A 17,966-nucleotide genomic window follows, 5' to 3' on the forward strand; every position below is an offset into this window, starting at 1 on the left:
CTCGCGGGTGTGCGAGGTTTCCTGAAGCATAATCAGCTTCTGACAGATATCCACTCGCCAACATCTGTACTTACGCCTTCACCCAGCGCTGGCGGCTCCACGCACTCAACCAGTCCACCGCAAACACCAGCACCAGCATCGCCAGAATCACCGTGCTGGCCTGTGCTTCCTGAAACAGGCTGAGGCTCACATACAGCATCTGCCCCAATCCGCCCGCGCCGACAAAACCCAGCACGCTGGCCATGCGGATGTTGTTTTCCCAGCGGTACAGGACGTAGGCGAGCAGTTGTGGGGCGAGGTTGGGCAGGGTGCCGTAGCAGAAGGCTAGGACGGGGTTACCGCCCTGCAAGCGGATCGCTTCGGCCGGTTGCGGCGGGGTGTTTTCCAGCGCTTCGGCAAACAAGCGGCCCAGCACGCCGGTGGTGTGCAGGGCGAGGGCCAGCGTCCCGGCGTTTGGGCCCAGCCCGGCGGCGAGCACCATCAGCGCGGCCCAGACCAGTTCCGGAATGGCCCGCAGAGCATTGAGCAGCCATCGCGAAGCACTGCGCAGCGGCCAACCGAAACGTCCGGCCGCGGGCAGGGCGAGGACGATGCCCAGCAGCGCGGCGAGCAGGGTGCCGAGCGCCGACATCGCCAGGGTTTCCAGCGAGCCATGGAGGATCGCTTTCAAATAATCGGCGCTCAGATCCGGGCTGAGAAAGCGCTGCACATACGCGCCCATCTGTTTCAGGCTGGTGGCACTGCCCAGTTCGCCGAGGTCGAGCCCTAAGTAGATGAACGAAGCGATGACGGCCACGCCGATGCCGGCGATCAGCAGCAGATTGATCAGACGGTTCATGCCAGCCTCCAGCGCAGCAAACGGCTGAGTTGATCGGCCACCAGCACCAGCAGCAGGAACGTCAGCAGAATGCTCGCGACCTCACCGCCGGCGAACATACGGATCGACAGGTCGATCTGCTGGCCCAGGCCACCGGCGCCAACAAAACCCATCACCACCGAAGCGCGTATCGCACACTCCCAGCGATAGACCGTGTACGAGAGCAATTCCCCGGCGACATTCGGCAAGATTCCATAAGCAAAACTCGCCAGTCGACCGCTGCCCGACTGCAACAGCGCGTGCGCCGGACGCTGGTCGGTGGATTCGAAAATCTCTGCGTAGACCTTGCCGAGCATGCCGCTGTAGGTGATCGCAATCGCCAGTACGCCCGCCGCCGGGCCGAGGCCCACGGCGCGCACGAACAACAGCGCCCAGACGATTTCCGGCACGCTGCGCAGGAAGATCAGCAACCCACGAACCGGCCAGCGCAACAAACGACCGAAACGACTAGGCACGCCACCCCGTGAAGCGGCAGACAGCGACAAGGCACGGCTGGCGAGCAAACTGGCGGGCACCGCCAGCAACAGCGCCAACGCCATGCCCGCCGTGGCAATCGCCAGGGTTTGCAACGTGGCTTTGAACAACAACTGCAAAAAATCTTCATCGTGGGCGGGCGGCCAGAACTGCGCGACAAACCGGCCCATTTCATTCTGACTGTCGGGCAGCAGCACGGCCAGATTCAGCTCGCTGAGCTGGATTCCCGGCCACAGCACCGCAATCGCCAAAACCGTCAGCAGCAGACGCGGCCACGCCGCAGGATCGTGTGAATCGGCCTTCAGCATCGAGGAATCTGCACAGGCAAAGGCGCAACTGCCGAGGGCGGCGATTGCAGATGTTCATTGGCGTACAGCGCGTCGAGCATGTCGTGGCTGACTTGATCGGCAGGGCTGTCAAACAGAATCTGGCCGTCACGCAAGCCGATGATGCGCGGGAAGTGCGACAGCGCGAGGTCCACCGCATGCAGGCTCGCCACCAGCGTGACGTTATGTTCGCGGGCATGACGCGACAGCACCGTCAGCGTGTGCCCGGCCATGACCGGGTCCATCGCCGACACCGGCTCATCAGCCAACAGAATCTCCGGCGCCTGATACAGCACCCGGGCGATGCCGACGCGCTGCAACTGGCCACCGGATAATTGCTGGCAGTGGGCGAACAATTTATCGCCCAGATCGAGCCGTGCCAATGCCGCGCGGGCGCCGGGCACGTCGAGTGGATGCAGCAGGTTCAGCAGGCTTTTACCCAAACTCCATTGTCCGAGCTTGCCGGCCAGCACGGCTGTGACCACGCGCTGGCGCAGCGGCAGGGGCGGCGCCTGATGCACCAGGCCAATACGCGCGCGCAGGCGTTGTCGCTGGCGGGCAGACAAGTGCCAGGCGCGTTCGCCGAGCACTTCGATCTCGCCGCTGCTGGGCCGCAGTGCGGTGGCCAGCAGGTTGAGCAAACTCGATTTACCGGCCCCGGACGGGCCGATGATCGCGACTTGTTCGCCGACGCCAATCTGCAAGTCGATGCCGCGCAGGGCATCGACTCCATTGGCGTGGCGCAGGCTGACGTGGGTGAGGCGTAGCGTCATTTCAGCAAATCGGCAGCGCGGGCGGCTTCCTCGATGCCCTTGTAGTTCTCAGGCTTGGTGTCGATGAAACGGCTGGCAGCCTGCAGATCGAGAATCTTCTTCTGTTCAGGATTGGCCGGATCCAGATCAAGGAAAGCTTTTTTGATCTTCGCCGCCAGCGCCGGGTCGAGTGTGCCGCGCACAGTCCAGTTGTAATCGAAGTACGACGGAGTGGTCGCGAAGACTTTGACCTTGTTGGTGTCGACCTTGCCGGCGTCCACCAGTTTCTGCCAGACACTGGCGTTCAACACACCGGCATCGACCTTGCCAGCCTGTACCCAGGCAACCGTGGCGTCGTGGGCACCGGAGTAGGCGACGCGACTGAAATACGCCTCAGGCTTGATGCCGTCGTTTTTCAGCATGAAGTAACGCGGCATCAGGCTGCCGGAAGTCGACGACACGGAACCGAAAGCGAAGGTCTTGCCCTTCAGATCGGCCAGGCTTTTGACGTTCGGGTCGGCGGTGATGAATTTGCTGGTGAACTGCGCATCCTGTTCGCGCTGCACCAGCGGAATCACCGGAGTGGTGGCGTCGGTCTTCAGGCGTGCCTGCACAAACGTAAAGCCACCCAGCCAGGCCATGTCGAGACGGTCGGTGGCCAAGGCTTCAACCACTGCCGGGTAATCGGCCACCGGGACGAACTGCACCTTCATGCCCAATTGCTGTTCCAGATACGCACCCAGTGGCTCGAACTTGCGCAGCAGTTCAGTCGGGGCTTCATCGGGAATGGCGCTGACCTTCAATACATCAGCGGCTTGCGCCATCAGCGCGGAAAAGGACAGGGCCAGGCCGGCCGTCAGTGCCAGGGTTCGTTTGAGCATGGAATTCTCCGTTTCGTGAGCGTCAAAGTCGAAGCGCCGCCGTTGTGCAGTCGAGGCTGGGCGCAAAGTCAGGTTAGACGAAACGGCGAGGTTATACGCATTCGTGGGTTCAAAGGCCAGTGCGCATCAGCGTTGGTCACACTTGATGCACCCCGAAAACCCTTGTAGGAGCTGCGGCACGCTGCGATCTTTTGATCTTGTGGTTAAAGATCAAAAGATCGCAGCGTGCCGCAGCTCCTACAGGGGGCAATCAGTGCTTTTCGGGGAGTCTGGCGATCACCTTGATCTCGAAGTCGAAACCATACAGCCAGGTCACGCCAACGGCGGTAACGGTCGGATGCGGCGCCTCGCCCCAGAACTCCGTCAGCACGATGTTCCAGATCGTCTCGAACTTCGATTGCGGATCAACCATGAAAAGGGTGACGTCGACCACATCCTCGAACGTGCAACCGGCCTCGTCGAGAATTGCGTTCAGGTTATTGAAAGCCTGACGCACCTGGTTCTGCAGATCCGGCTCGGGCGTACCCTCCTCGGTACTGCCGACTTGGCCCGAGACAAACAGAAAACCGTTGGAGCGGATCGCCGGTGAGTAGCGATGGCGCTCGTAAAGGGTCCGGCGGGTAGGTGGGAAAACAACATCGCGCTGTGTCATGGGGGTGTCTCCATCAATGAGGTGATGGCCAAACTTTAGGGATTTGCAGGTGCGCGATAAACGCGCAAGCTTGGCGTTAACTGTTTGTGAAACCCAAACAATCGGAAGCCGAGCAATGGACCGTTTTGATGCAATGCAGGCGTTTGCACGGGTGGTCGAGGCGGGGAGCTTCACCAAAGCCGCTGAAACCCTGCACATGAGCAAGACCACCGTGACGCAACTGGTCCAGCAGTTGGAGGCGCGGTTGCGGGTCAAATTGCTCAACCGCACCACGCGCAAGGTCAATGTCACGGCTGACGGTGCGGCGTATTACCAGCGCGTGATCAAGTTGCTGGCCGACATGGAGGACGCCGAAACCAGCCTGCCCGGTGCCTCGGTATCGCCACGAGGACGATTGCGCGTGGATGTGCCGAGCCCGTTCGCTCGCTTGATTCTGATCCCGGCATTGCCCGAATTTCACGCGCGGTATCCAGACATCCAAATCGATATGGGCGTCAGCGATCGTATCGTCGACATCATTGATGAGAACGTTGACTGCGTGGTGCGCGGTGGCGAGTTGCTGGACCAGTCACTGATGGCGCGCAAGGTTGCGGATCTGCAATTGGGCGTGTTTGCCGCGCCCGACTACCTCGCTCGCTCCGGCACGCCGATGCATCCGCAGGAGCTGGAAGATTCCCATCATCGCGTGGTTGCGTTCCTGTGGGCACGCACCGGCAAGCCCATGCCGTATGCCCTGCATAACGATAAGCAGAGCCTGCAGATCAAGGGTCGCCATGTGTTGGCAGTCGACGACGGCAATGCCTACCTTGCGGCGGGTCTGGCCGGCATGGGCGTGTTGTGGCTGCCCAGGTACATGTCCGACGCCCCGGTGGCGCGCGGCGAGCTAGTGCCGCTGTTCGAGGGCTGGCAACTTGAATCGATGCCTCTCTATATCGCGTATCCGCCGAACCGGCATATCAGCTTGAAGTTGCGAGTATTTATCGATTGGGTTGTGGAGTTAATGGCATAGCAGGCGTGTGGTGCGCTTTTTGCTTTGACGTGCTCAATGTCGTCAAATAACTAACACATCCGGCAACCCGAAAGCCTGCGGCGTTGACCAGAGTAGCGTTGAGCTCAAGGAGCTTTACTCATCATGAACATGTACATCGATATCGTCGGCGCCTGCAATCTGAGCTGCCCCTCTTGCCCGATGGGCAATTCGGAAAACCTCAACTTCAAAAAAGCCATGCAACTCGACATGTTCCGGCAGATCGTCGAGAAAGCCAAACGCGAAGGCGTTCGAGCGATTTTTCTCTACAACTGGACTGAGCCTTTGGTGCATCCGAAGATCGGCGAGTTCATCGAGATCATCAATGCGGCCGGCATGAACAGTGGCGTCAGCACTAACCTGAACCTGGCCAAGAACATGGAAAAGGCCTTGTTGGCCGAGCCGGGTTTCTTCCGTATTTCGCTATCAGGGTTTTACCAGGAGACCTACGCGAAGGGGCATGTAGGGGGGGATATCGAAGTTGTAAAACAGAACATGATCACGCTGAGTGAAATCGTGCAGCGCCATGGTCTGAACACCCATGTCGAGGTTTATTACCATCGGTATCTGGACAACCTGGCAGAAGAAGCACTGATGCGCGAGTTCAGTGAGCGTCTCGGCTTTACATTCAGCACGGGTTATTCCGTGATGATGCCGCTGGAGAAGGCGCTGGCCATTGTCGAACGTGACCCTTCCGTGACCGACACTGACCACGAGACCCTGAAAAGGCTGGCATTGCCGCCTTACGATGATCTGGTCAATGTCGTACAACACTTCCACAAGCAAGCGTGCACACTCAAAGATGACTGGTTGGTGATCGACTGCAACGGCAATACAGTGCTTTGCTGCACCATCTTCAATCAAAGCGAATATCAGGTCGGAAAGTATCTGGACATCAATGTCGACGAATTGATGACGCGTAAAAACACGCAGAAAAACTGTGTCGACATGTGCAATCGGTGCGTAAAGAAGGGGATGCACATCTACGCGATGTACCCCGGCAAGGGCGTGCTTGAAAGTCATGCAATCAATCGCATGATCGATTTCCAGCAACGCACCATTGCGGGTTTGCCGATTGATAGCGAGCAACTCGGCAGGGCCGGCGAGGTCAGTTCCGAAAATTTCGATGAAGCCCAATACCTTCAACTGAACGATGACGTGCGCCACGCCGTTTCCACCGGCGCTTTCACCAGCGGCTATCAGCACTACGTGCTCTTCGGTCGCCTGGAAGGGCGAGTGGGCGCCGGGCTTTTTTCAGCGGTGTAAACGCAGTCAGGATGACCCGGTCAGTAATAGGCGTGATTGACTCCGGCGCGGTTCAGGCCAACTATCGGCGCATAACAACATGACCGATGGACCAGACCTTGATCGAACGACGTCAATTCAGCGGGGGCATGAAGGGCAAAAACCTCCGCTATCTGAATGAGCAATCCGCTGACCAGACCCGCGTGACGCGCGCGGGTTTTTTACTGCTTGAACACTTTTCGCTGCCTGCATTCACCCAGGCGCTGGACACGATCATTACCAGCAATCTGTTGCGCGCAGAGCTGTTTTCTACGCGCACGTTTGGCTTGAGTGAAGCTGAGGTCATCAGCGATCTGGGATTGGTGATTCGGCCAGATGCGCGGGTTGATCTGGCGGCACTTCAGGATCTGGATTTGTTGGTGGTGTGCGGCGGTTATCGAACCGAACTGCGCGCCAGTGACGAGTTCATCAGCCTGTTGAAAGCGGCAGCAGAACGCGGTGTCAGCCTCGCCGGTTTGTGGAATGGCGCGTGGTTTCTAGGCCGCGCCGGATTGCTCGACGGCTATCGTTGCGCGATCCACCCGGAACATCGCCCGGCGCTGACCGAAATCGCCAAGACCACCCACGTCAGCAGCGAACCCTACGTCATCGACCGCGACCGACTCACGGCATCAAGCCCGTCGGGGGCGTTTCACATGGCACTGGACTGGATCAAGAACCTCCACGGCAAGGCCCTGGTCGAGGGCGTCGAGGATATCCTCGCCTTCGAGGAGTCGCGTTATCGACGGATCAAACCGGATGAAAACATCTGCGTCAGCGCACCGCTGCGTGAAGTGGTGAAGCTGATGGATGCCAACCTCGAAGAACCGCTGGAACTGGAACAACTGGCGGTGTATGCGGGCCGTTCCCGGCGCCAGTTGGAGCGCTTGTTCAAGGAACAACTCGGCACCACGCCGCAGCGCTATTACCTGGAGTTGCGCATCACCGAAGCGCGGCGGTTGTTGCAACACACTGAGTTGTCGCAGGTGGAAGTGCTGGTGGCGTGTGGGTTTGTTTCGCCGAGTCATTTCAGTAAGTGCTATAGCTCGTATTTCGGGTATCGGCCTTCGAAGGAAAAACGGCTGGTCAAATAGCTCGAGCTGTTACTAACCCGAGTTCACCCGATATCCCAAGTCGGCGTAGCGCCCCCCATTCAACTCGGTCAGTTCCCTCTCCCTCCGGGCGGTACGACGTGTCGGGAGGGCTAGGGTGAGAGGCTTTTTTCGGCGATTTGACGGGCGCGCAGCTTTTGCCGGAACAGGTGTTCGCAATCAGTTTGATGGGCGCGCAAATGGCGGGCGAATTGGGCGAGGGTGGGGCGATTGTGCATGCTTCACGATCCTTGCGAAGTTGATGGGAATTTAACTGTAGACCACTTTCCCTCACCCCAGCCCTCTCCCTGAGGGAGAGGGGGCCGACCGAGATGTCTTGCGTCATACATCGACCTGAAGAACCGAGTCGATTATGGATTCGGTAGTTCACTGTCAGTTCGATCGCGGATTCGGTGTTGCACTTTCAGATCGACGTATTGCTGAAGCATCGCACGGTCAGTCCCCTCTCCCACCGGGAGAGGGTTAGGGTGAGGGGGCTTTTCGATCCGCCGCGGTCTTTATAATCTGCTCCAGCACATCCCCCATCTGCTGAATCACCTCTAAGTTGCTGAACCGCACAACTTCAATGCCCTGCCGCTGAAGAAACAATGTCCGGCGCTGGTCGTGAATCACGCCCGCTGATTCATAGTGCTGACCACCATCCAGTTCGATGGCGAGTTTCAGTTCGACGCAATAAAAATCCAGGACGTATGGCGGGCAGGGGAATTGTCTGCGGAATTTCAAGTTGGCGATTTGGCGGGCGCGCAGCTTTTGCCAGAGCAGGTGTTCGCAATCAGTTTGATTGGTACGCAAATGACGGGCGAATTGGGCGAGGGTGGGGCGATTGTGCATGCTTCACGATCCTTGTGAAGTTGATGGAGATTTAACTGTAGACCAATTTCCCTCACCCCAGCCCTCCCGAAACGTCGGACCGCCCAGAGGTAGAGGGGGCCGACCGAGATGTCTTGCGTCATACATCGACCTGAAGGACCGAGTCGATTATGGATTCGGCGCAGTGCTGCAATGTCGATCATGGATTCGGCAGTGCACTTTCAGGTCGACGTATTTCTGAAGCATCGCACGGTCAGTTCCCTCTCCCTCCGGGAGAGGGCTAGGGTGAGGGGCTCTTCTAAACACCACCCCGCACGCACGTTTAACTTACACCAACTGTTACGCCATAAAGGCTACAAAACCTTGTGCCTTTACCTACGCATACGCCAGAATCCGCCGGCTTGTGCGCTTTGCCCTCGGACTCTATCGTTTACCTGCCACTGCCTATCAGTGGTCGGGTTTAGTAGCCCGTTTGGTATTAGTAAGCGCACGAGTTCCATTCAGTCAGGCATGCCTATTCCTGCACTTGATGGTGGTTGTGCGCAGGGCGCTCTCGGGCGCGCCGGTTTTGCTAATTCCACCGGTCTACTAACCTGCGCACAGCTGCCTCCCTTCTTTTAGTAGAGAAAGGATGCGGCCCTACTTATGGAATTAGACAATGTTCAAAATGACGCCCAACCCGCCAGAAACCGACCCAATCCCCTACGACGTGGCGCTCGAACCTCAAAACATCAAAGAGGCAACAGAACGCGCGATCAACTTCTATCTCAATCCCTCGGCATTGAAGACTTCAATCCCCACACGCAAGACCGGCCGAATCTATCTCATCGACCCCACGGTGGATGACGAAACGCTGCTCGTCGAGGCCTACGAAACCTTGTCGTCCGCCAGTGACATGGCGCGTGAGTTCGCCGAATTGATGGAGGGGCCACACCGCAAAAAGATGCTGGTGCTGCAGCAAGTGATCATGCTCAGCGAACTGGTGGTCGGGCGAGTCTTGGATAACCAGCGCTTGCCGCAATAGTCGCGATGCAGATGAGTGAGGGGGCTTGCTCCCTCATTGCAGACAAGCGTCTACGGTAGCGATCGTGACGCTTCAGGCTTTCTGGCTCTTATGGAGTTTCAGCTGATGTCCAAGACACCCGAACCACCCGTCACAGATCCGGCATCGCCGTACGCATCACCCAACTCAAGAAAACTCCACGAAGCGGCAGAGCGTGCGCTTGACCATTACCTGCTGCCAGCAGCCGGGATCATGGCAACACCCTATACGCCCAGTACTATGTTCATGGTCAACCCTCAGTCCGACGCCGAGTCTTTGCTGACCAATGCCAGCGGCTCTTTAGCGTCTGCCACCGTCATGCTCGGTAATTTTGCAGGGCTGCTGGAAGGGTCGAACCGCCATACCTTATTGGGTATCGCCCAAGTGGTCATGTTGGGAGAGCTGGCGGTCAACAAGGCGTTGGATATAGTTGTGCCAACGGAGTAATCACGCACGTTAGCCATTAAGCAGTCAGCCTGAGCGGCTGAATGCTTTTTTGTTCGGCTTGGGGGAGGGGCTTTTAAAGGTGATCCGCATCAATCACAGCCTTGGCAAACGCCTGCGGATCTTCCTGCGGTAGGTTGTGGCCAATGCCACCGTTGATGAGCCGAAACTCGTACTTGCCGGTAAAGCGCTTGGCGTAATCCTCCGGCGCCGGGTGCGGTGCACCGTTGGCGTCGCCTTCCAGGGTGATGGTCGGCACGCTGATCGATGGGGCGGTGGCCAGTTTCTGCTCCAGCGCCGCGTATTTCGCCTCGCCCTGCACCAGGCCCAGACGCCAGCGGTAATTGAACACGGTGATGTCGACGTGATCGGGGTTCTCCAGCGCTTTGGCGGAGCGATCAAAGGTTGCGTCATCGAACTTCCACTGCGGCGAGGCGGTTTGCCAGATCAGCCTGGCGAAGTCGTGGGTGTTCTTCGCATAACCAGCGCGGCCGCGGTCGGTGGCGAAGTAGAACTGATACCACCACTGCAATTCAGCCTTGGGCGGCAGCGGGTTCTGCCCGGCCGCCTGATTGCCGATCAGGTAGCCGCTGACCGACACCAGCGCCTTGACCCGCTCCGGCCACAGCGCCGAGACGATGTCCGCCGAGCGTGCGCCCCAGTCATAACCGCCGAGCACCGCTTGCTTGATCTTCAGCGCATCCATGAAATCGATGACGTCACTGGCCAGCGCCGCCGGTTGGCCGTTGCGCAGGGTGTCTTTGGAGAGGAATTGCGTATCGCCATAACCCCGCGCATACGGCATCAGTACGCGATAACCCTTGGCCGCGAGCAATGGCGCGACTTCATCGTAGCTGTGAATGTCGTAGGGCCAGCCGTGCAACAGAATCACCACCGGGCCGTCGGCCGGACCGGTTTCGGCATAAGCGACGTCCAGCACACCCGCCTTCACATGCTTCAGCGGACCGAACGGCGAGGGCGCGGAATAGCTCGCAGCCGCAGGTTCTGCGGTTTGGGCTTGAGCCGTACCCAAAGCGCCGAACAACGACAGCGCCAGAATCGAAAGTCCGAGTGCGGTTTTGCGGGTGTGCAGTGCCATTTTCATGGTGACGTCTCCTGTGCGAACTGTTGGTTGAGGGTTGCGAATGAACCCTTCAAACCTTGAGTGCATTTGAGCGCCGAGACGTATCTGACCTGTGTCGAAGAGGGGCGATGTTGAAATCCGCTGTATCGCGGCGGGGTAGGTACACAGTGTGATACACGCCGCCAAACGGGCCGATCATTGGGCTAAATCCGGCCAAGAAAATAAGTCGCTGTTTTAAAACAAAAAATATTTCATTTCGGGCTTCCCAAACGTAACGAATATTGATAAATTGCGCCCCGTTCTTGCAGTGATCCTCACGGAGCCGCTGACAAGTGCTGTAGGGGCGTCGCCAAGCGGTAAGGCAGCAGGTTTTGATCCTGCCATGCGTTGGTTCGAATCCAGCCGCCCCTGCCATTTATCAAAAAACGCCAACTTCGAAAGAAGTTGGCGTTTTTTTATGCCTGCGATTTGGCCTCGATGGAGCAGGGCAGGCGTGCGCGGCGCCGAAGCACCGCGCACGCCGACCACTCAGTGCGGTGCGCGCGGGATGGTTTTCATCAGGTCTTCAGGGCTGATGTGGCCAACCACGCTGCCCAGTTGCGGCAGGTTGAGGATGTGGCCTTTCATTTTGCCGATGATGTGCATCTCGCACGGCTTGCAGTCGAACTTCAGCGTCAGCACTTCATCGCCGTGGATCAACTGCATCGGCGCGACCTTGGTGCGCACGCCGGTCACGCCTTTGGCCTGTTTCGGGCACAGGTTGAAGGAGAAACGCAGACAATGCTTGGTGATCATCACCGGCACTTCGCCTGCTTCTTCGTGCGCTTCGTACGCGGCGTCGATCAGCTTCACGCCGTGACGATGATAGAAGTCGCGCGCTTTCTGGTTGTAGACGTTGGCGAGGAACGTCAGGTGCGAATCCGGGTACACCGGTGGCGGCGTGGTTTCGGCTTTGCGGCCGCCGCGCGGATGAGCGGCGACGCGGGCGGCGGTCAGCGCTTCGATCACTTCACGGCGCAGGGATTTGAGCTGCGAGTTCGGGATGAAGAATGCCTGTGGCGCATCGAGTTTGATGTCGGTGGCGTGGTACTGCGTGGTGCCGAGTTGGCCGAGCAAGTCGCGCAACTGCTCCAGTGCCTGCTCAGGTTTGTTGGCAACGCCAAACGGACCGTTCAGGGTGACGCTGGCGCTGATGCCTTCTTCACTGGTGGCGGTGACTTCCAGCTGCTCTTCACGCAGACGCGCAGCCCAGCTCAGGGCCACGCGACGCTCGGAAGAAGTTTTTTGCAGCGCCTGCTGCCAGTTGTGATCGAGGTTACGATTCAACGGGTGGTTCGGACGCAGTTTGTACAGGCCTTCCGGCATTTCGTTCGGCTCGACGCGGTAGCGGTAACGCTTCTCGCCGTCTTCTTCGAACTCGCCTTTTGGCTCGGCGATGTTGGCGCGGAAGCCGACCACTTCACGCTTGACCAGTACGTTCAGACCGTCGCCGTTGGACAGCGGTTCGTGGGTCACGACCTGCATGTCACGCTTGCCGACTTTCTCGACCGTGCCCACCGGCAAACCGGTGAAGGTCGGCGAATCGAAGGCGCCGATGTCGATCTTGCGATCAGTCACGAAGTAATCGGTGCTGCCGCGGTGGAAGGTTTTTTCCGGATCGGGCACGAAGAAGTGCGCGGTGCGGCCGCTGGAAGCGCGGGCCAGGTCCGGGCGATCTTCGAGCACGTCGTCGAGGCGCTGACGGTAATAGGCGGTGATGTTTTTCACGTAGCCCATGTCTTTGTAGCGACCTTCGATCTTGAACGAGCGCACACCTGCTTCGACCAGGGCGCGGATGTTGGCGCTCTGGTTGTTGTCCTTCATCGACAGCAGGTGTTTCTCGTAGGCGATCACGCCACCCTTTTCATCTTTAAGGGTGTACGGCAAGCGACAGGCCTGTGAGCAATCGCCACGGTTGGCGCTGCGCCCGGTCTGCGCGTGGGAAATGTTGCATTGGCCGGAGAACGCCACGCACAACGCGCCGTGAATGAAGAACTCGACGGCGGCGTCGGTTTCATCGGCGATCGCGCGGATTTCCTGCAGATTGAGTTCGCGAGCCAGCACCAATTGCGAGAAGCCGGCCTGATCGAGGAACTTTGCCCGCTCAAGCGTACGAATGTCGGTCTGGGTCGAGGCATGCAACTCGATCGGCGGAATGTCCAGCTCCATCACGCCCAGATCCTGGACGATCAATGCATCGACACCGGCGTCGTACAACTGATGGATCAGCTTGCGCGCCGGCTCCAGTTCGTTGTCGTGCAGGATCGTGTTGATGGTGGTGAAGATGCGCGCATGATATTTGCGGGCGAACTCCACCAACTCGGCGATCTCGCTCACTTCGTTGCAGGCGTTATGGCGGGCGCCGAAGCTTGGGCCACCAATGTACACGGCGTCGGCGCCGTGCAGGATCGCCTCGCGGGCAATGGCCACGTCGCGGGCAGGGCTGAGCAATTCCAGATGATGCTTGGGCAAGGACATAGTTTTTTTAGTCAGGCTGTCACGGTTGAGGCGCGCATTGTAGCCCCGAAATGCGCGCCGGGCACGCCCGTGCTGCCCGATGGCAAACGCCACCCTGCCAAACCCTGTGGGAGCAAGGTTGCTCGCGAAGGGGCAGGCACATCCAACATCAATGTTGCCTGACCCGCCGCCATCGCGGGCAAGCCCGCTCCCACAGTGATTTGTGCCATACACAGATCTCGCGACCACCGCAAAACCCTGTGGGAGCGGGCTTGCCCGCGATGGCGGTGGATCAGTCAATAAAGATGTCGACTATATCAGTGCATCGTGATCAGGCCTTGGCAGCCATCGCTGTCACTTCCACGCGCATGCCTTCAACGGCCAGCGAGGCAACGCCAACCGCCGCCCGCACCGGCCACGGTTTGGCGAAGAAGCGCTTGTAAACTTCGTTGAACGCGGCACGGTCAGTCATGTCGGTGAGGTAGATGGTCAGATGCATGACCCGGTCCATCGAACTGCCCGCGCGTTCCAGTGCAACTTTCAGCGCTTGCAGTGTGCATTCGCTTTGCTCGGTGATGCCGCCCAGTTCCAGGCTGCCATCGGCACGGGTCGGAATCTGGGTGGAAACCATGATCCCGCCGAAGGTCGCGACGTCGGAGGAAATGGACTCGGCATCCGGATCGGGCGTGAAGGTGATGTCTTGGTTGGCCATGTGGGTCCCTTGTCTGAGCGAGTAAAGATCGCCGCAGTTTACAGATTCGTTGCCGACATGGCCCGTTTGGCAATCGAATGAAGGCCAGTCACGCTTCGCACCCCAGGGCGGTCGCTCCCACACAGACAGAAAGACGAAACGTTTGTATAAGCGTGTATCAATCCCGGTCGGGTACACACGCCAATAACAAACCAAGGATTCACGACACATCAGCACTACAAGCCCTGTTCAAAGTGGCGTCACCACACACCACTGAGTTTGAGAGGGCAACATCATGCGCCGTCCATTGTTCCTGACTACTGCCGCCATACTTGCTTCGATGATCGGCATCGCACACGCCGCCGATACGCAGCCTAAAAGCTGGCAGCAAGGCCTGAGCCGAACTGATCTGGTTCGCCAGGATCTCGGCGCTGCCGACCGCGAAGTGATACAGGCACGAGTCGATTTTGAACCCGGCGTGACCTCGCCACGCCATGCGCATCCGGGCGTGGAAGTCGCGTACGTGATCAGCGGCACATTTGAATATCAACTTGAGGGCAGGGCGCCCGTGACGCTGAAGGCCGGTGATTCGCTGTTCATTCCGGAGGGTGTGGCGCATATCGCCAAGAACATCGGTACTGACAAGGGCTCGGAGTTGGCGACTTACATTGTGAAGAAGGGCGACCCGCTGTTGATTCTCAAGCCGTAGGGTTTAGTGCAGTGTCACAACCCGGCGACTCTCGCCAATCCGGATCCGGTCGAGCGCACGGTTTAATGCATCAAGTGCGTCGAGAAGGGCTTTGGCTTCCGCTTCTCGACCATCCCCCCACAAGCGTTCTGCCATTTTGTTTAGCGCCTGGATCGATCGCTCGATGTCTGCGGCGGTTGCGGCCTCTTTACTGGCCGGTTGTTTCCTGGGCATTCGGTGACTTTCCTGCAAAACGGATAGCTGCCGTTTTAGCACGATGCCTGCGTGCCGTGAAGTTCAAGGCAACATGGCGCCAACGTGCTTTAACTTTTTTAATGTGGTCGGTGACCTTGAATTCATCGCCCCCGCGGGATGGTTGCATCGACCTACCATCCTGCTTTGCGCATGAGAGTTGAAGATTGCCTCAGTGCGGGTTTTAGCACTCCGTGTGTTGCCCAAAGTGGCACTTTTTTCTTCCCGTCGTGGTTGATGCACTCGGTGAAACGTTATGAAGGAAAGAGGCCGCGGATTCCCATTGCGTTTAACTTCGGCGCTTAAAGCCTGTTCAGGGCAGCCCGTGCAAGCCCAAGAGAAAATTTGAATTAGTCAGTTGCCTGTTCGGTCAAGAATTATGAACGCAGTAAATCTGATGAGGTAACAGCGATGACTATCCAGGCAGAGACACTCGTACAACTGGCCGAAGCGCTCCAGGAGCGCGGCATGACTCTGGTTTCAGACGTCCACTTCACCCGCGCGCCTTACCGGCAGAACCACCGCTGGATCTGCACGGTAGAGTAGCGATCCTCAATGCCGGCGGCCTGCACCAACAGTTCGCCGCCGGCTCCTTATGCGCAAATTCGTGCTTGCACCATCAGTAAATCCGCACTGTTTCTCGAAGTACCAGTAGAACCGACGAAATCCTCCTCGTTAACTATCCTGTCACTGCAAGTACGCATCTGCTAACGAGGGCCGGGAAATGCCAGTGAGCTTTCGAAGTGATCTTGTCTTCGCCATCTTCCTGATCTGTCCTTTGCTGCTTTACGCAAGCACGGCTGGCAGTCCGCTTTATTTAGGTTCCTGGTATCTGATAGGCGTGCCTTTGGTCACGTTGATACCAGGACTGATCCTGCGTGCCCCCGCGATGTTTCTGAGCGGAACAACCGTGGCTGCCATTACGACGCTTTTGATCTACATCTCACTCATGTCCAACACGGGGCGCACCGAAGGGCTTGTTGGTCTTGGGCACGTATTTTCGGTCCCCGGCATGTTGGTCGGCACGTGCCTGTCAGCCTTTATATTGAAGTATCGCGTCAAAGCCACGTTGCCATGGGTAGTCGCGAGCATTGCATTTCTGGGAGCCGGTTTGGGCTTCTTGATTGCGCAGATGATTGTTTGTAATACGGTTATGTATTGCGGTGCGCTTTCGTTTGGGATTTGAGATTGACCGGGGAGGCTAGGGGGCTCCGGATCAGTCTCATGCCAATATTTCTACAGCCGGTTACAAGGCCGCACGTCCAGGAAGAGTATGCTGCAATGACGTCTGGTTCCTGATTGAGGTTGAAGGCACAACAGGGAATAGTATTCGGTATATTCACATCGGTCATTTATCAGAAGGATGCGTGACCTTGTAAGAGTTACTGAAGTGGAATGATATCTACGGCTACTTAATTAATAAGCGCATGAAAGACGGCAGAGGGAAATACATTGGCAAACTTATCGTGGAAAAATAAATGAATAGACTAATCTCCTTGCTTTTTTTGATAAGTTTTTCAATGCTTGCCAGCTGCGCGATGGCTAAAACTCGATGCGATGACTTTCTGGCAAAGCTAAGCGACAAGCCTGATTTTGTAGAGTACGTGGAATGCACTCAAAACAATGATGAACAGGGAAAGCCTCTCATTGCTCGGTACCGCGTAAAAGGCTCAGACGCCCTTGAGGCGGAAAAATACATGAACCAGACTTTCAACCTTCCGATGCTCCGGTTTATCTGCTGCGGCTGGGACTCAACATTTCATTCTTATCGCGATAAAAAAACACAGCGATGGTATCTGCTCGGCATGGGATCCGAAGAGACGCCGGTGAACAAATGTAATTCGTGGTCAGAAATAAAATTCTTCAACATCACTGTATCCATCAATACCGAAGAGATCTGAGCACAGTTAGTAAATGGATGATCACGTGTGCCGCGATGCCCATTAAGTAGATCGAAAGGTTCGGGTGCGGGACGTTGCGCATGAACGGGTTCAATACTTGCGAAAACCGCTTCTGTAAATGTGCTTGATCCTCATCGAGTTGGCGAACAGCGCCTGGCAACACCTCCTCAATTGCCTTGTGACGAACTGGCGCAACGCTGTGTTCGGCGACGATCATCTCAACGATCATGGTCAGCGCTTCTCGAAGAGAGCGCTGCTGCGGCAAAACCTCCAATGCTTCAGCAGATCGGTGCGCGTTGCAGACGCAGGGCGTCGCTGCGGCTCGGCGATCACTGCTTCCTTGTTCGGAAGGAATTGCAGCTATCTGGGTTTGGTCATGGGTTGGCATGGCGCCTTTATTCGCTTTGTGCCGGTAGCGGCGATTTTCATGATGATCCTCGTTTGGCCGATGAGTGGCTGGCGCGAAGGGCTGCAATCTACAACCCAAAGCAGCCATTCGCAGAGAAATGGTCATATCGCGTCGATCAGTTTCAGTTTCCTGCCTCCCGAGACGAGAAAGGCGAGCACCGCGGTCTGTCCACCTGAGTGAAGAGTTGAGGCGACATACCGCGTCGCTGCCATATCGCTTGATCCAGAGGGTTGGGAAACGTTGATAATTGGTTATGGCTTTTTAGACTAAAGTCTTCTGCGGTTAATAAGTTATAAAAAACATGAGGTTAAAGTTTATTTTGATTTAATTTTTTGCCCTCTGCAAAAAATAATGAATTTATTTGTCGTGGGGTTCTTACATTTTCTTTTCTGTCGTGATATCAAAGTACCACTAAATATTTCTGTTGAGATAAATGAGTCAAGACAAGAAAGGCAAAATCATTGGTGAAAGCAATGGTCCAGTATTAACATCAATTGAAAGTCGAAGCGTTTTAAATACAAGCAGAAAGAGCAGGAGGCTTTGATTAAGTGTCTGGTGTTTAAGAGTAAGGCAGTGTTGCTATCCTGGAATGATTGCAGGGTCATAATAGTTAATTCGCTTGGTTGTAAGTTTATTGTCGCAAAGGTGCGAGCTCTCATCTATATTTTAAATCAGCCATGGTCGATGTTGATCGTGCTAAATATTGCCCGGGCCTCTCACATCTGAAGCTCTCCGTCTGATTATATTGGTCTCATTTTTGCCGC

Annotated in this window: 22 protein-coding genes and 1 tRNA gene; 11 read left to right on the forward strand and 12 right to left on the reverse strand. The window is 57.1% G+C overall.

Annotation, left to right across the window (positions count from 1 at the left end; genetic code table 11):
• Positions 1-70 precede the first annotated feature (70 nt).
• The 5 genes from phnE to H8B20_RS27120 form a co-directional block, all read right to left on the reverse strand.
• On the reverse strand, positions 71-838 hold the full coding sequence (gene phnE / locus H8B20_RS27100; RefSeq protein WP_200617070.1) for a phosphonate ABC transporter, permease protein PhnE: 768 nt from the start codon (positions 836-838) through the stop codon (positions 71-73).
• The gene (locus tag H8B20_RS27105) at positions 835-1,659 is read right to left on the reverse strand and encodes a PhnE/PtxC family ABC transporter permease (protein ID WP_210625148.1); all 825 of its coding nucleotides are present in this window, start codon (positions 1,657-1,659) and stop codon (positions 835-837) included. Before H8B20_RS27105 ends, phnE begins: the two co-directional genes overlap by 4 nt.
• Complete coding sequence (locus H8B20_RS27110; protein ID WP_115147961.1) at positions 1,653-2,450, reverse strand: phosphonate ABC transporter ATP-binding protein; 798 nt, start codon at positions 2,448-2,450, stop codon at positions 1,653-1,655. Before H8B20_RS27110 ends, H8B20_RS27105 begins: the two co-directional genes overlap by 7 nt.
• A complete protein-coding gene (locus tag H8B20_RS27115; protein WP_047302104.1) occupies positions 2,447-3,310 on the reverse strand; it encodes a putative selenate ABC transporter substrate-binding protein in 864 nt (287 codons plus the stop codon). The genes H8B20_RS27110 and H8B20_RS27115 overlap by 4 nt, the downstream gene beginning before the upstream one ends.
• Before the next feature lie 250 nt (positions 3,311-3,560).
• Positions 3,561-3,962, reverse strand: coding sequence for a RidA family protein (locus H8B20_RS27120; protein WP_210625149.1), 402 nt, complete (start codon positions 3,960-3,962; stop codon positions 3,561-3,563).
• 115 nt (positions 3,963-4,077) lie between these two features.
• Here H8B20_RS27120 and H8B20_RS27125 point away from each other — a divergent pair, with 115 nt between their 5' ends.
• The 3 genes from H8B20_RS27125 to H8B20_RS27135 all read left to right on the forward strand — a co-directional run bounded on the left by H8B20_RS27125 (position 4,078) and on the right by H8B20_RS27135 (position 7,367).
• Complete coding sequence (locus tag H8B20_RS27125) at positions 4,078-4,971, forward strand: LysR family transcriptional regulator (protein WP_047303357.1); 894 nt, start codon at positions 4,078-4,080, stop codon at positions 4,969-4,971.
• Positions 4,972-5,094: 123 nt separating this feature from the next.
• Entirely contained in the window at positions 5,095-6,255 is a 1,161-nt protein-coding gene (locus H8B20_RS27130; RefSeq protein ID WP_210625150.1) for a radical SAM/SPASM domain-containing protein, read from the forward strand.
• Positions 6,256-6,341: 86 nt separating this feature from the next.
• A complete protein-coding gene (locus tag H8B20_RS27135) occupies positions 6,342-7,367 on the forward strand; it encodes a GlxA family transcriptional regulator (RefSeq protein WP_210625151.1) in 1,026 nt (341 codons plus the stop codon).
• Between the two features lie 480 nt (positions 7,368-7,847).
• Here the strand turns inward: H8B20_RS27135 and H8B20_RS27140 are convergent, their stop codons facing one another.
• Positions 7,848-8,216, reverse strand: a complete 369-nt coding sequence (locus H8B20_RS27140; protein ID WP_210625152.1) for an endonuclease domain-containing protein — start codon at positions 8,214-8,216, stop codon at positions 7,848-7,850.
• 637 nt (positions 8,217-8,853) lie between these two features.
• On the opposite strand from H8B20_RS27140, the gene H8B20_RS27145 reads away from it, so the two are divergent.
• Both H8B20_RS27145 and H8B20_RS27150 read left to right on the forward strand, forming a co-directional pair.
• Complete coding sequence (locus tag H8B20_RS27145; RefSeq protein WP_210625153.1) at positions 8,854-9,219, forward strand: DUF6124 family protein; 366 nt, start codon at positions 8,854-8,856, stop codon at positions 9,217-9,219.
• 105 nt (positions 9,220-9,324) lie between these two features.
• On the forward strand, positions 9,325-9,684 hold the full coding sequence (locus H8B20_RS27150) for a DUF6124 family protein (protein ID WP_200617066.1): 360 nt from the start codon (positions 9,325-9,327) through the stop codon (positions 9,682-9,684).
• 73 nt (positions 9,685-9,757) lie between these two features.
• On the opposite strand, the gene H8B20_RS27155 is transcribed toward H8B20_RS27150, so the two are convergent.
• On the reverse strand, positions 9,758-10,786 hold the full coding sequence (locus tag H8B20_RS27155) for an alpha/beta fold hydrolase (protein WP_210625154.1): 1,029 nt from the start codon (positions 10,784-10,786) through the stop codon (positions 9,758-9,760).
• A gap of 318 nt (positions 10,787-11,104) precedes the next feature.
• On the opposite strand from H8B20_RS27155, the gene H8B20_RS27160 reads away from it, so the two are divergent.
• A tRNA-Gln gene (locus H8B20_RS27160) sits at positions 11,105-11,179 on the forward strand.
• Positions 11,180-11,293: 114 nt separating this feature from the next.
• Here H8B20_RS27160 and H8B20_RS27165 read toward each other — a convergent pair.
• Positions 11,294-13,282: a peptidase U32 family protein gene (locus H8B20_RS27165; RefSeq protein ID WP_210625155.1), complete on the reverse strand. Its 1,989-nt coding sequence runs from the start codon at positions 13,280-13,282 to the stop codon at positions 11,294-11,296.
• Positions 13,283-13,592: 310 nt separating this feature from the next.
• Entirely contained in the window at positions 13,593-13,973 is a 381-nt protein-coding gene (locus H8B20_RS27170) for a RidA family protein (protein WP_210625156.1), read from the reverse strand.
• A 274-nt stretch (positions 13,974-14,247) separates the two neighbouring features.
• Between H8B20_RS27170 and H8B20_RS27175 the strand changes: the two genes are divergently transcribed.
• Positions 14,248-14,661 carry a cupin domain-containing protein gene (locus tag H8B20_RS27175; protein ID WP_047303372.1) on the forward strand — a complete coding sequence of 138 codons (414 nt, stop codon included), beginning with the start codon at positions 14,248-14,250 and terminating at the stop codon, positions 14,659-14,661.
• Between the two features lie 3 nt (positions 14,662-14,664).
• On the opposite strand, the gene H8B20_RS27180 is transcribed toward H8B20_RS27175, so the two are convergent.
• Positions 14,665-14,874 (reverse strand): hypothetical protein, encoded by a 210-nt coding sequence (locus H8B20_RS27180; RefSeq protein WP_042558927.1) that lies wholly within the window; start codon positions 14,872-14,874, stop codon positions 14,665-14,667.
• Positions 14,849-15,022 carry a hypothetical protein gene (locus H8B20_RS27995; protein ID WP_228732773.1) on the reverse strand — a complete coding sequence of 58 codons (174 nt, stop codon included), beginning with the start codon at positions 15,020-15,022 and terminating at the stop codon, positions 14,849-14,851. The genes H8B20_RS27180 and H8B20_RS27995 overlap by 26 nt, the downstream gene beginning before the upstream one ends.
• Before the next feature lie 107 nt (positions 15,023-15,129).
• Here H8B20_RS27995 and H8B20_RS28040 point away from each other — a divergent pair, with 107 nt between their 5' ends.
• From H8B20_RS28040 to H8B20_RS27195, 4 genes are all read left to right on the forward strand, one after another.
• Positions 15,130-15,198 (forward strand): hypothetical protein, encoded by a 69-nt coding sequence (locus tag H8B20_RS28040; RefSeq protein ID WP_241866083.1) that lies wholly within the window; start codon positions 15,130-15,132, stop codon positions 15,196-15,198.
• A 105-nt stretch (positions 15,199-15,303) separates the two neighbouring features.
• Positions 15,304-15,438 (forward strand): hypothetical protein, encoded by a 135-nt coding sequence (locus tag H8B20_RS28100; protein WP_274611395.1) that lies wholly within the window; start codon positions 15,304-15,306, stop codon positions 15,436-15,438.
• A gap of 178 nt (positions 15,439-15,616) precedes the next feature.
• The gene (locus H8B20_RS27190) at positions 15,617-16,078 is read left to right on the forward strand and encodes a hypothetical protein (protein ID WP_210625157.1); all 462 of its coding nucleotides are present in this window, start codon (positions 15,617-15,619) and stop codon (positions 16,076-16,078) included.
• 292 nt (positions 16,079-16,370) lie between these two features.
• On the forward strand, positions 16,371-16,793 hold the full coding sequence (locus H8B20_RS27195) for a DUF4952 domain-containing protein (protein WP_210625158.1): 423 nt from the start codon (positions 16,371-16,373) through the stop codon (positions 16,791-16,793).
• On the opposite strand, the gene H8B20_RS27200 is transcribed toward H8B20_RS27195, so the two are convergent.
• Positions 16,774-17,307 carry a hypothetical protein gene (locus H8B20_RS27200; protein WP_228732775.1) on the reverse strand — a complete coding sequence of 178 codons (534 nt, stop codon included), beginning with the start codon at positions 17,305-17,307 and terminating at the stop codon, positions 16,774-16,776. The two genes, H8B20_RS27195 and H8B20_RS27200, sit on opposite strands and share 20 nt — an antisense overlap.
• Positions 17,308-17,966: the final 659 nt, after the last annotated feature.

The organism is Pseudomonas sp. P42 (genome assembly GCF_017973755.1).
GTDB classification, from domain to species: domain Bacteria; phylum Pseudomonadota; class Gammaproteobacteria; order Pseudomonadales; family Pseudomonadaceae; genus Aquipseudomonas; species Aquipseudomonas iridis.

What these genes read in the sequence shown, in the direction of transcription:
- phnE (WP_200617070.1), bottom strand. Translation starts at nt 838, where the DNA reads ATGAACCGTCTGATCAATCTGCTGCTGATCGCCGGCATCGGCGTGGCC.
- H8B20_RS27105 (WP_210625148.1), bottom strand. Translation starts at nt 1,659, where the DNA reads ATGCTGAAGGCCGATTCACACGATCCTGCGGCGTGGCCGCGTCTGCTG.
- H8B20_RS27110 (WP_115147961.1), bottom strand. Translation starts at nt 2,450, where the DNA reads ATGACGCTACGCCTCACCCACGTCAGCCTGCGCCACGCCAATGGAGTC.
- H8B20_RS27115 (WP_047302104.1), bottom strand. Translation starts at nt 3,310, where the DNA reads ATGCTCAAACGAACCCTGGCACTGACGGCCGGCCTGGCCCTGTCCTTT.
- H8B20_RS27120 (WP_210625149.1), bottom strand. Translation starts at nt 3,962, where the DNA reads ATGACACAGCGCGATGTTGTTTTCCCACCTACCCGCCGGACCCTTTAC.
- H8B20_RS27125 (WP_047303357.1), top strand. Translation starts at nt 4,078, where the DNA reads ATGGACCGTTTTGATGCAATGCAGGCGTTTGCACGGGTGGTCGAGGCG.
- H8B20_RS27130 (WP_210625150.1), top strand. Translation starts at nt 5,095, where the DNA reads ATGAACATGTACATCGATATCGTCGGCGCCTGCAATCTGAGCTGCCCC.
- H8B20_RS27135 (WP_210625151.1), top strand. Translation starts at nt 6,342, where the DNA reads ATGGACCAGACCTTGATCGAACGACGTCAATTCAGCGGGGGCATGAAG.
- H8B20_RS27140 (WP_210625152.1), bottom strand. Translation starts at nt 8,216, where the DNA reads ATGCACAATCGCCCCACCCTCGCCCAATTCGCCCGTCATTTGCGTACC.
- H8B20_RS27145 (WP_210625153.1), top strand. Translation starts at nt 8,854, where the DNA reads ATGTTCAAAATGACGCCCAACCCGCCAGAAACCGACCCAATCCCCTAC.
- H8B20_RS27150 (WP_200617066.1), top strand. Translation starts at nt 9,325, where the DNA reads ATGTCCAAGACACCCGAACCACCCGTCACAGATCCGGCATCGCCGTAC.
- H8B20_RS27155 (WP_210625154.1), bottom strand. Translation starts at nt 10,786, where the DNA reads ATGAAAATGGCACTGCACACCCGCAAAACCGCACTCGGACTTTCGATT.
- H8B20_RS27165 (WP_210625155.1), bottom strand. Translation starts at nt 13,282, where the DNA reads ATGTCCTTGCCCAAGCATCATCTGGAATTGCTCAGCCCTGCCCGCGAC.
- H8B20_RS27170 (WP_210625156.1), bottom strand. Translation starts at nt 13,973, where the DNA reads ATGGCCAACCAAGACATCACCTTCACGCCCGATCCGGATGCCGAGTCC.
- H8B20_RS27175 (WP_047303372.1), top strand. Translation starts at nt 14,248, where the DNA reads ATGCGCCGTCCATTGTTCCTGACTACTGCCGCCATACTTGCTTCGATG.
- H8B20_RS27180 (WP_042558927.1), bottom strand. Translation starts at nt 14,874, where the DNA reads ATGCCCAGGAAACAACCGGCCAGTAAAGAGGCCGCAACCGCCGCAGAC.
- H8B20_RS27995 (WP_228732773.1), bottom strand. Translation starts at nt 15,022, where the DNA reads ATGCAACCATCCCGCGGGGGCGATGAATTCAAGGTCACCGACCACATT.
- H8B20_RS28100 (WP_274611395.1), top strand. Translation starts at nt 15,304, where the DNA reads ATGACTATCCAGGCAGAGACACTCGTACAACTGGCCGAAGCGCTCCAG.
- H8B20_RS27190 (WP_210625157.1), top strand. Translation starts at nt 15,617, where the DNA reads ATGCCAGTGAGCTTTCGAAGTGATCTTGTCTTCGCCATCTTCCTGATC.
- H8B20_RS27195 (WP_210625158.1), top strand. Translation starts at nt 16,371, where the DNA reads ATGAATAGACTAATCTCCTTGCTTTTTTTGATAAGTTTTTCAATGCTT.
- H8B20_RS27200 (WP_228732775.1), bottom strand. Translation starts at nt 17,307, where the DNA reads ATGACCATTTCTCTGCGAATGGCTGCTTTGGGTTGTAGATTGCAGCCC.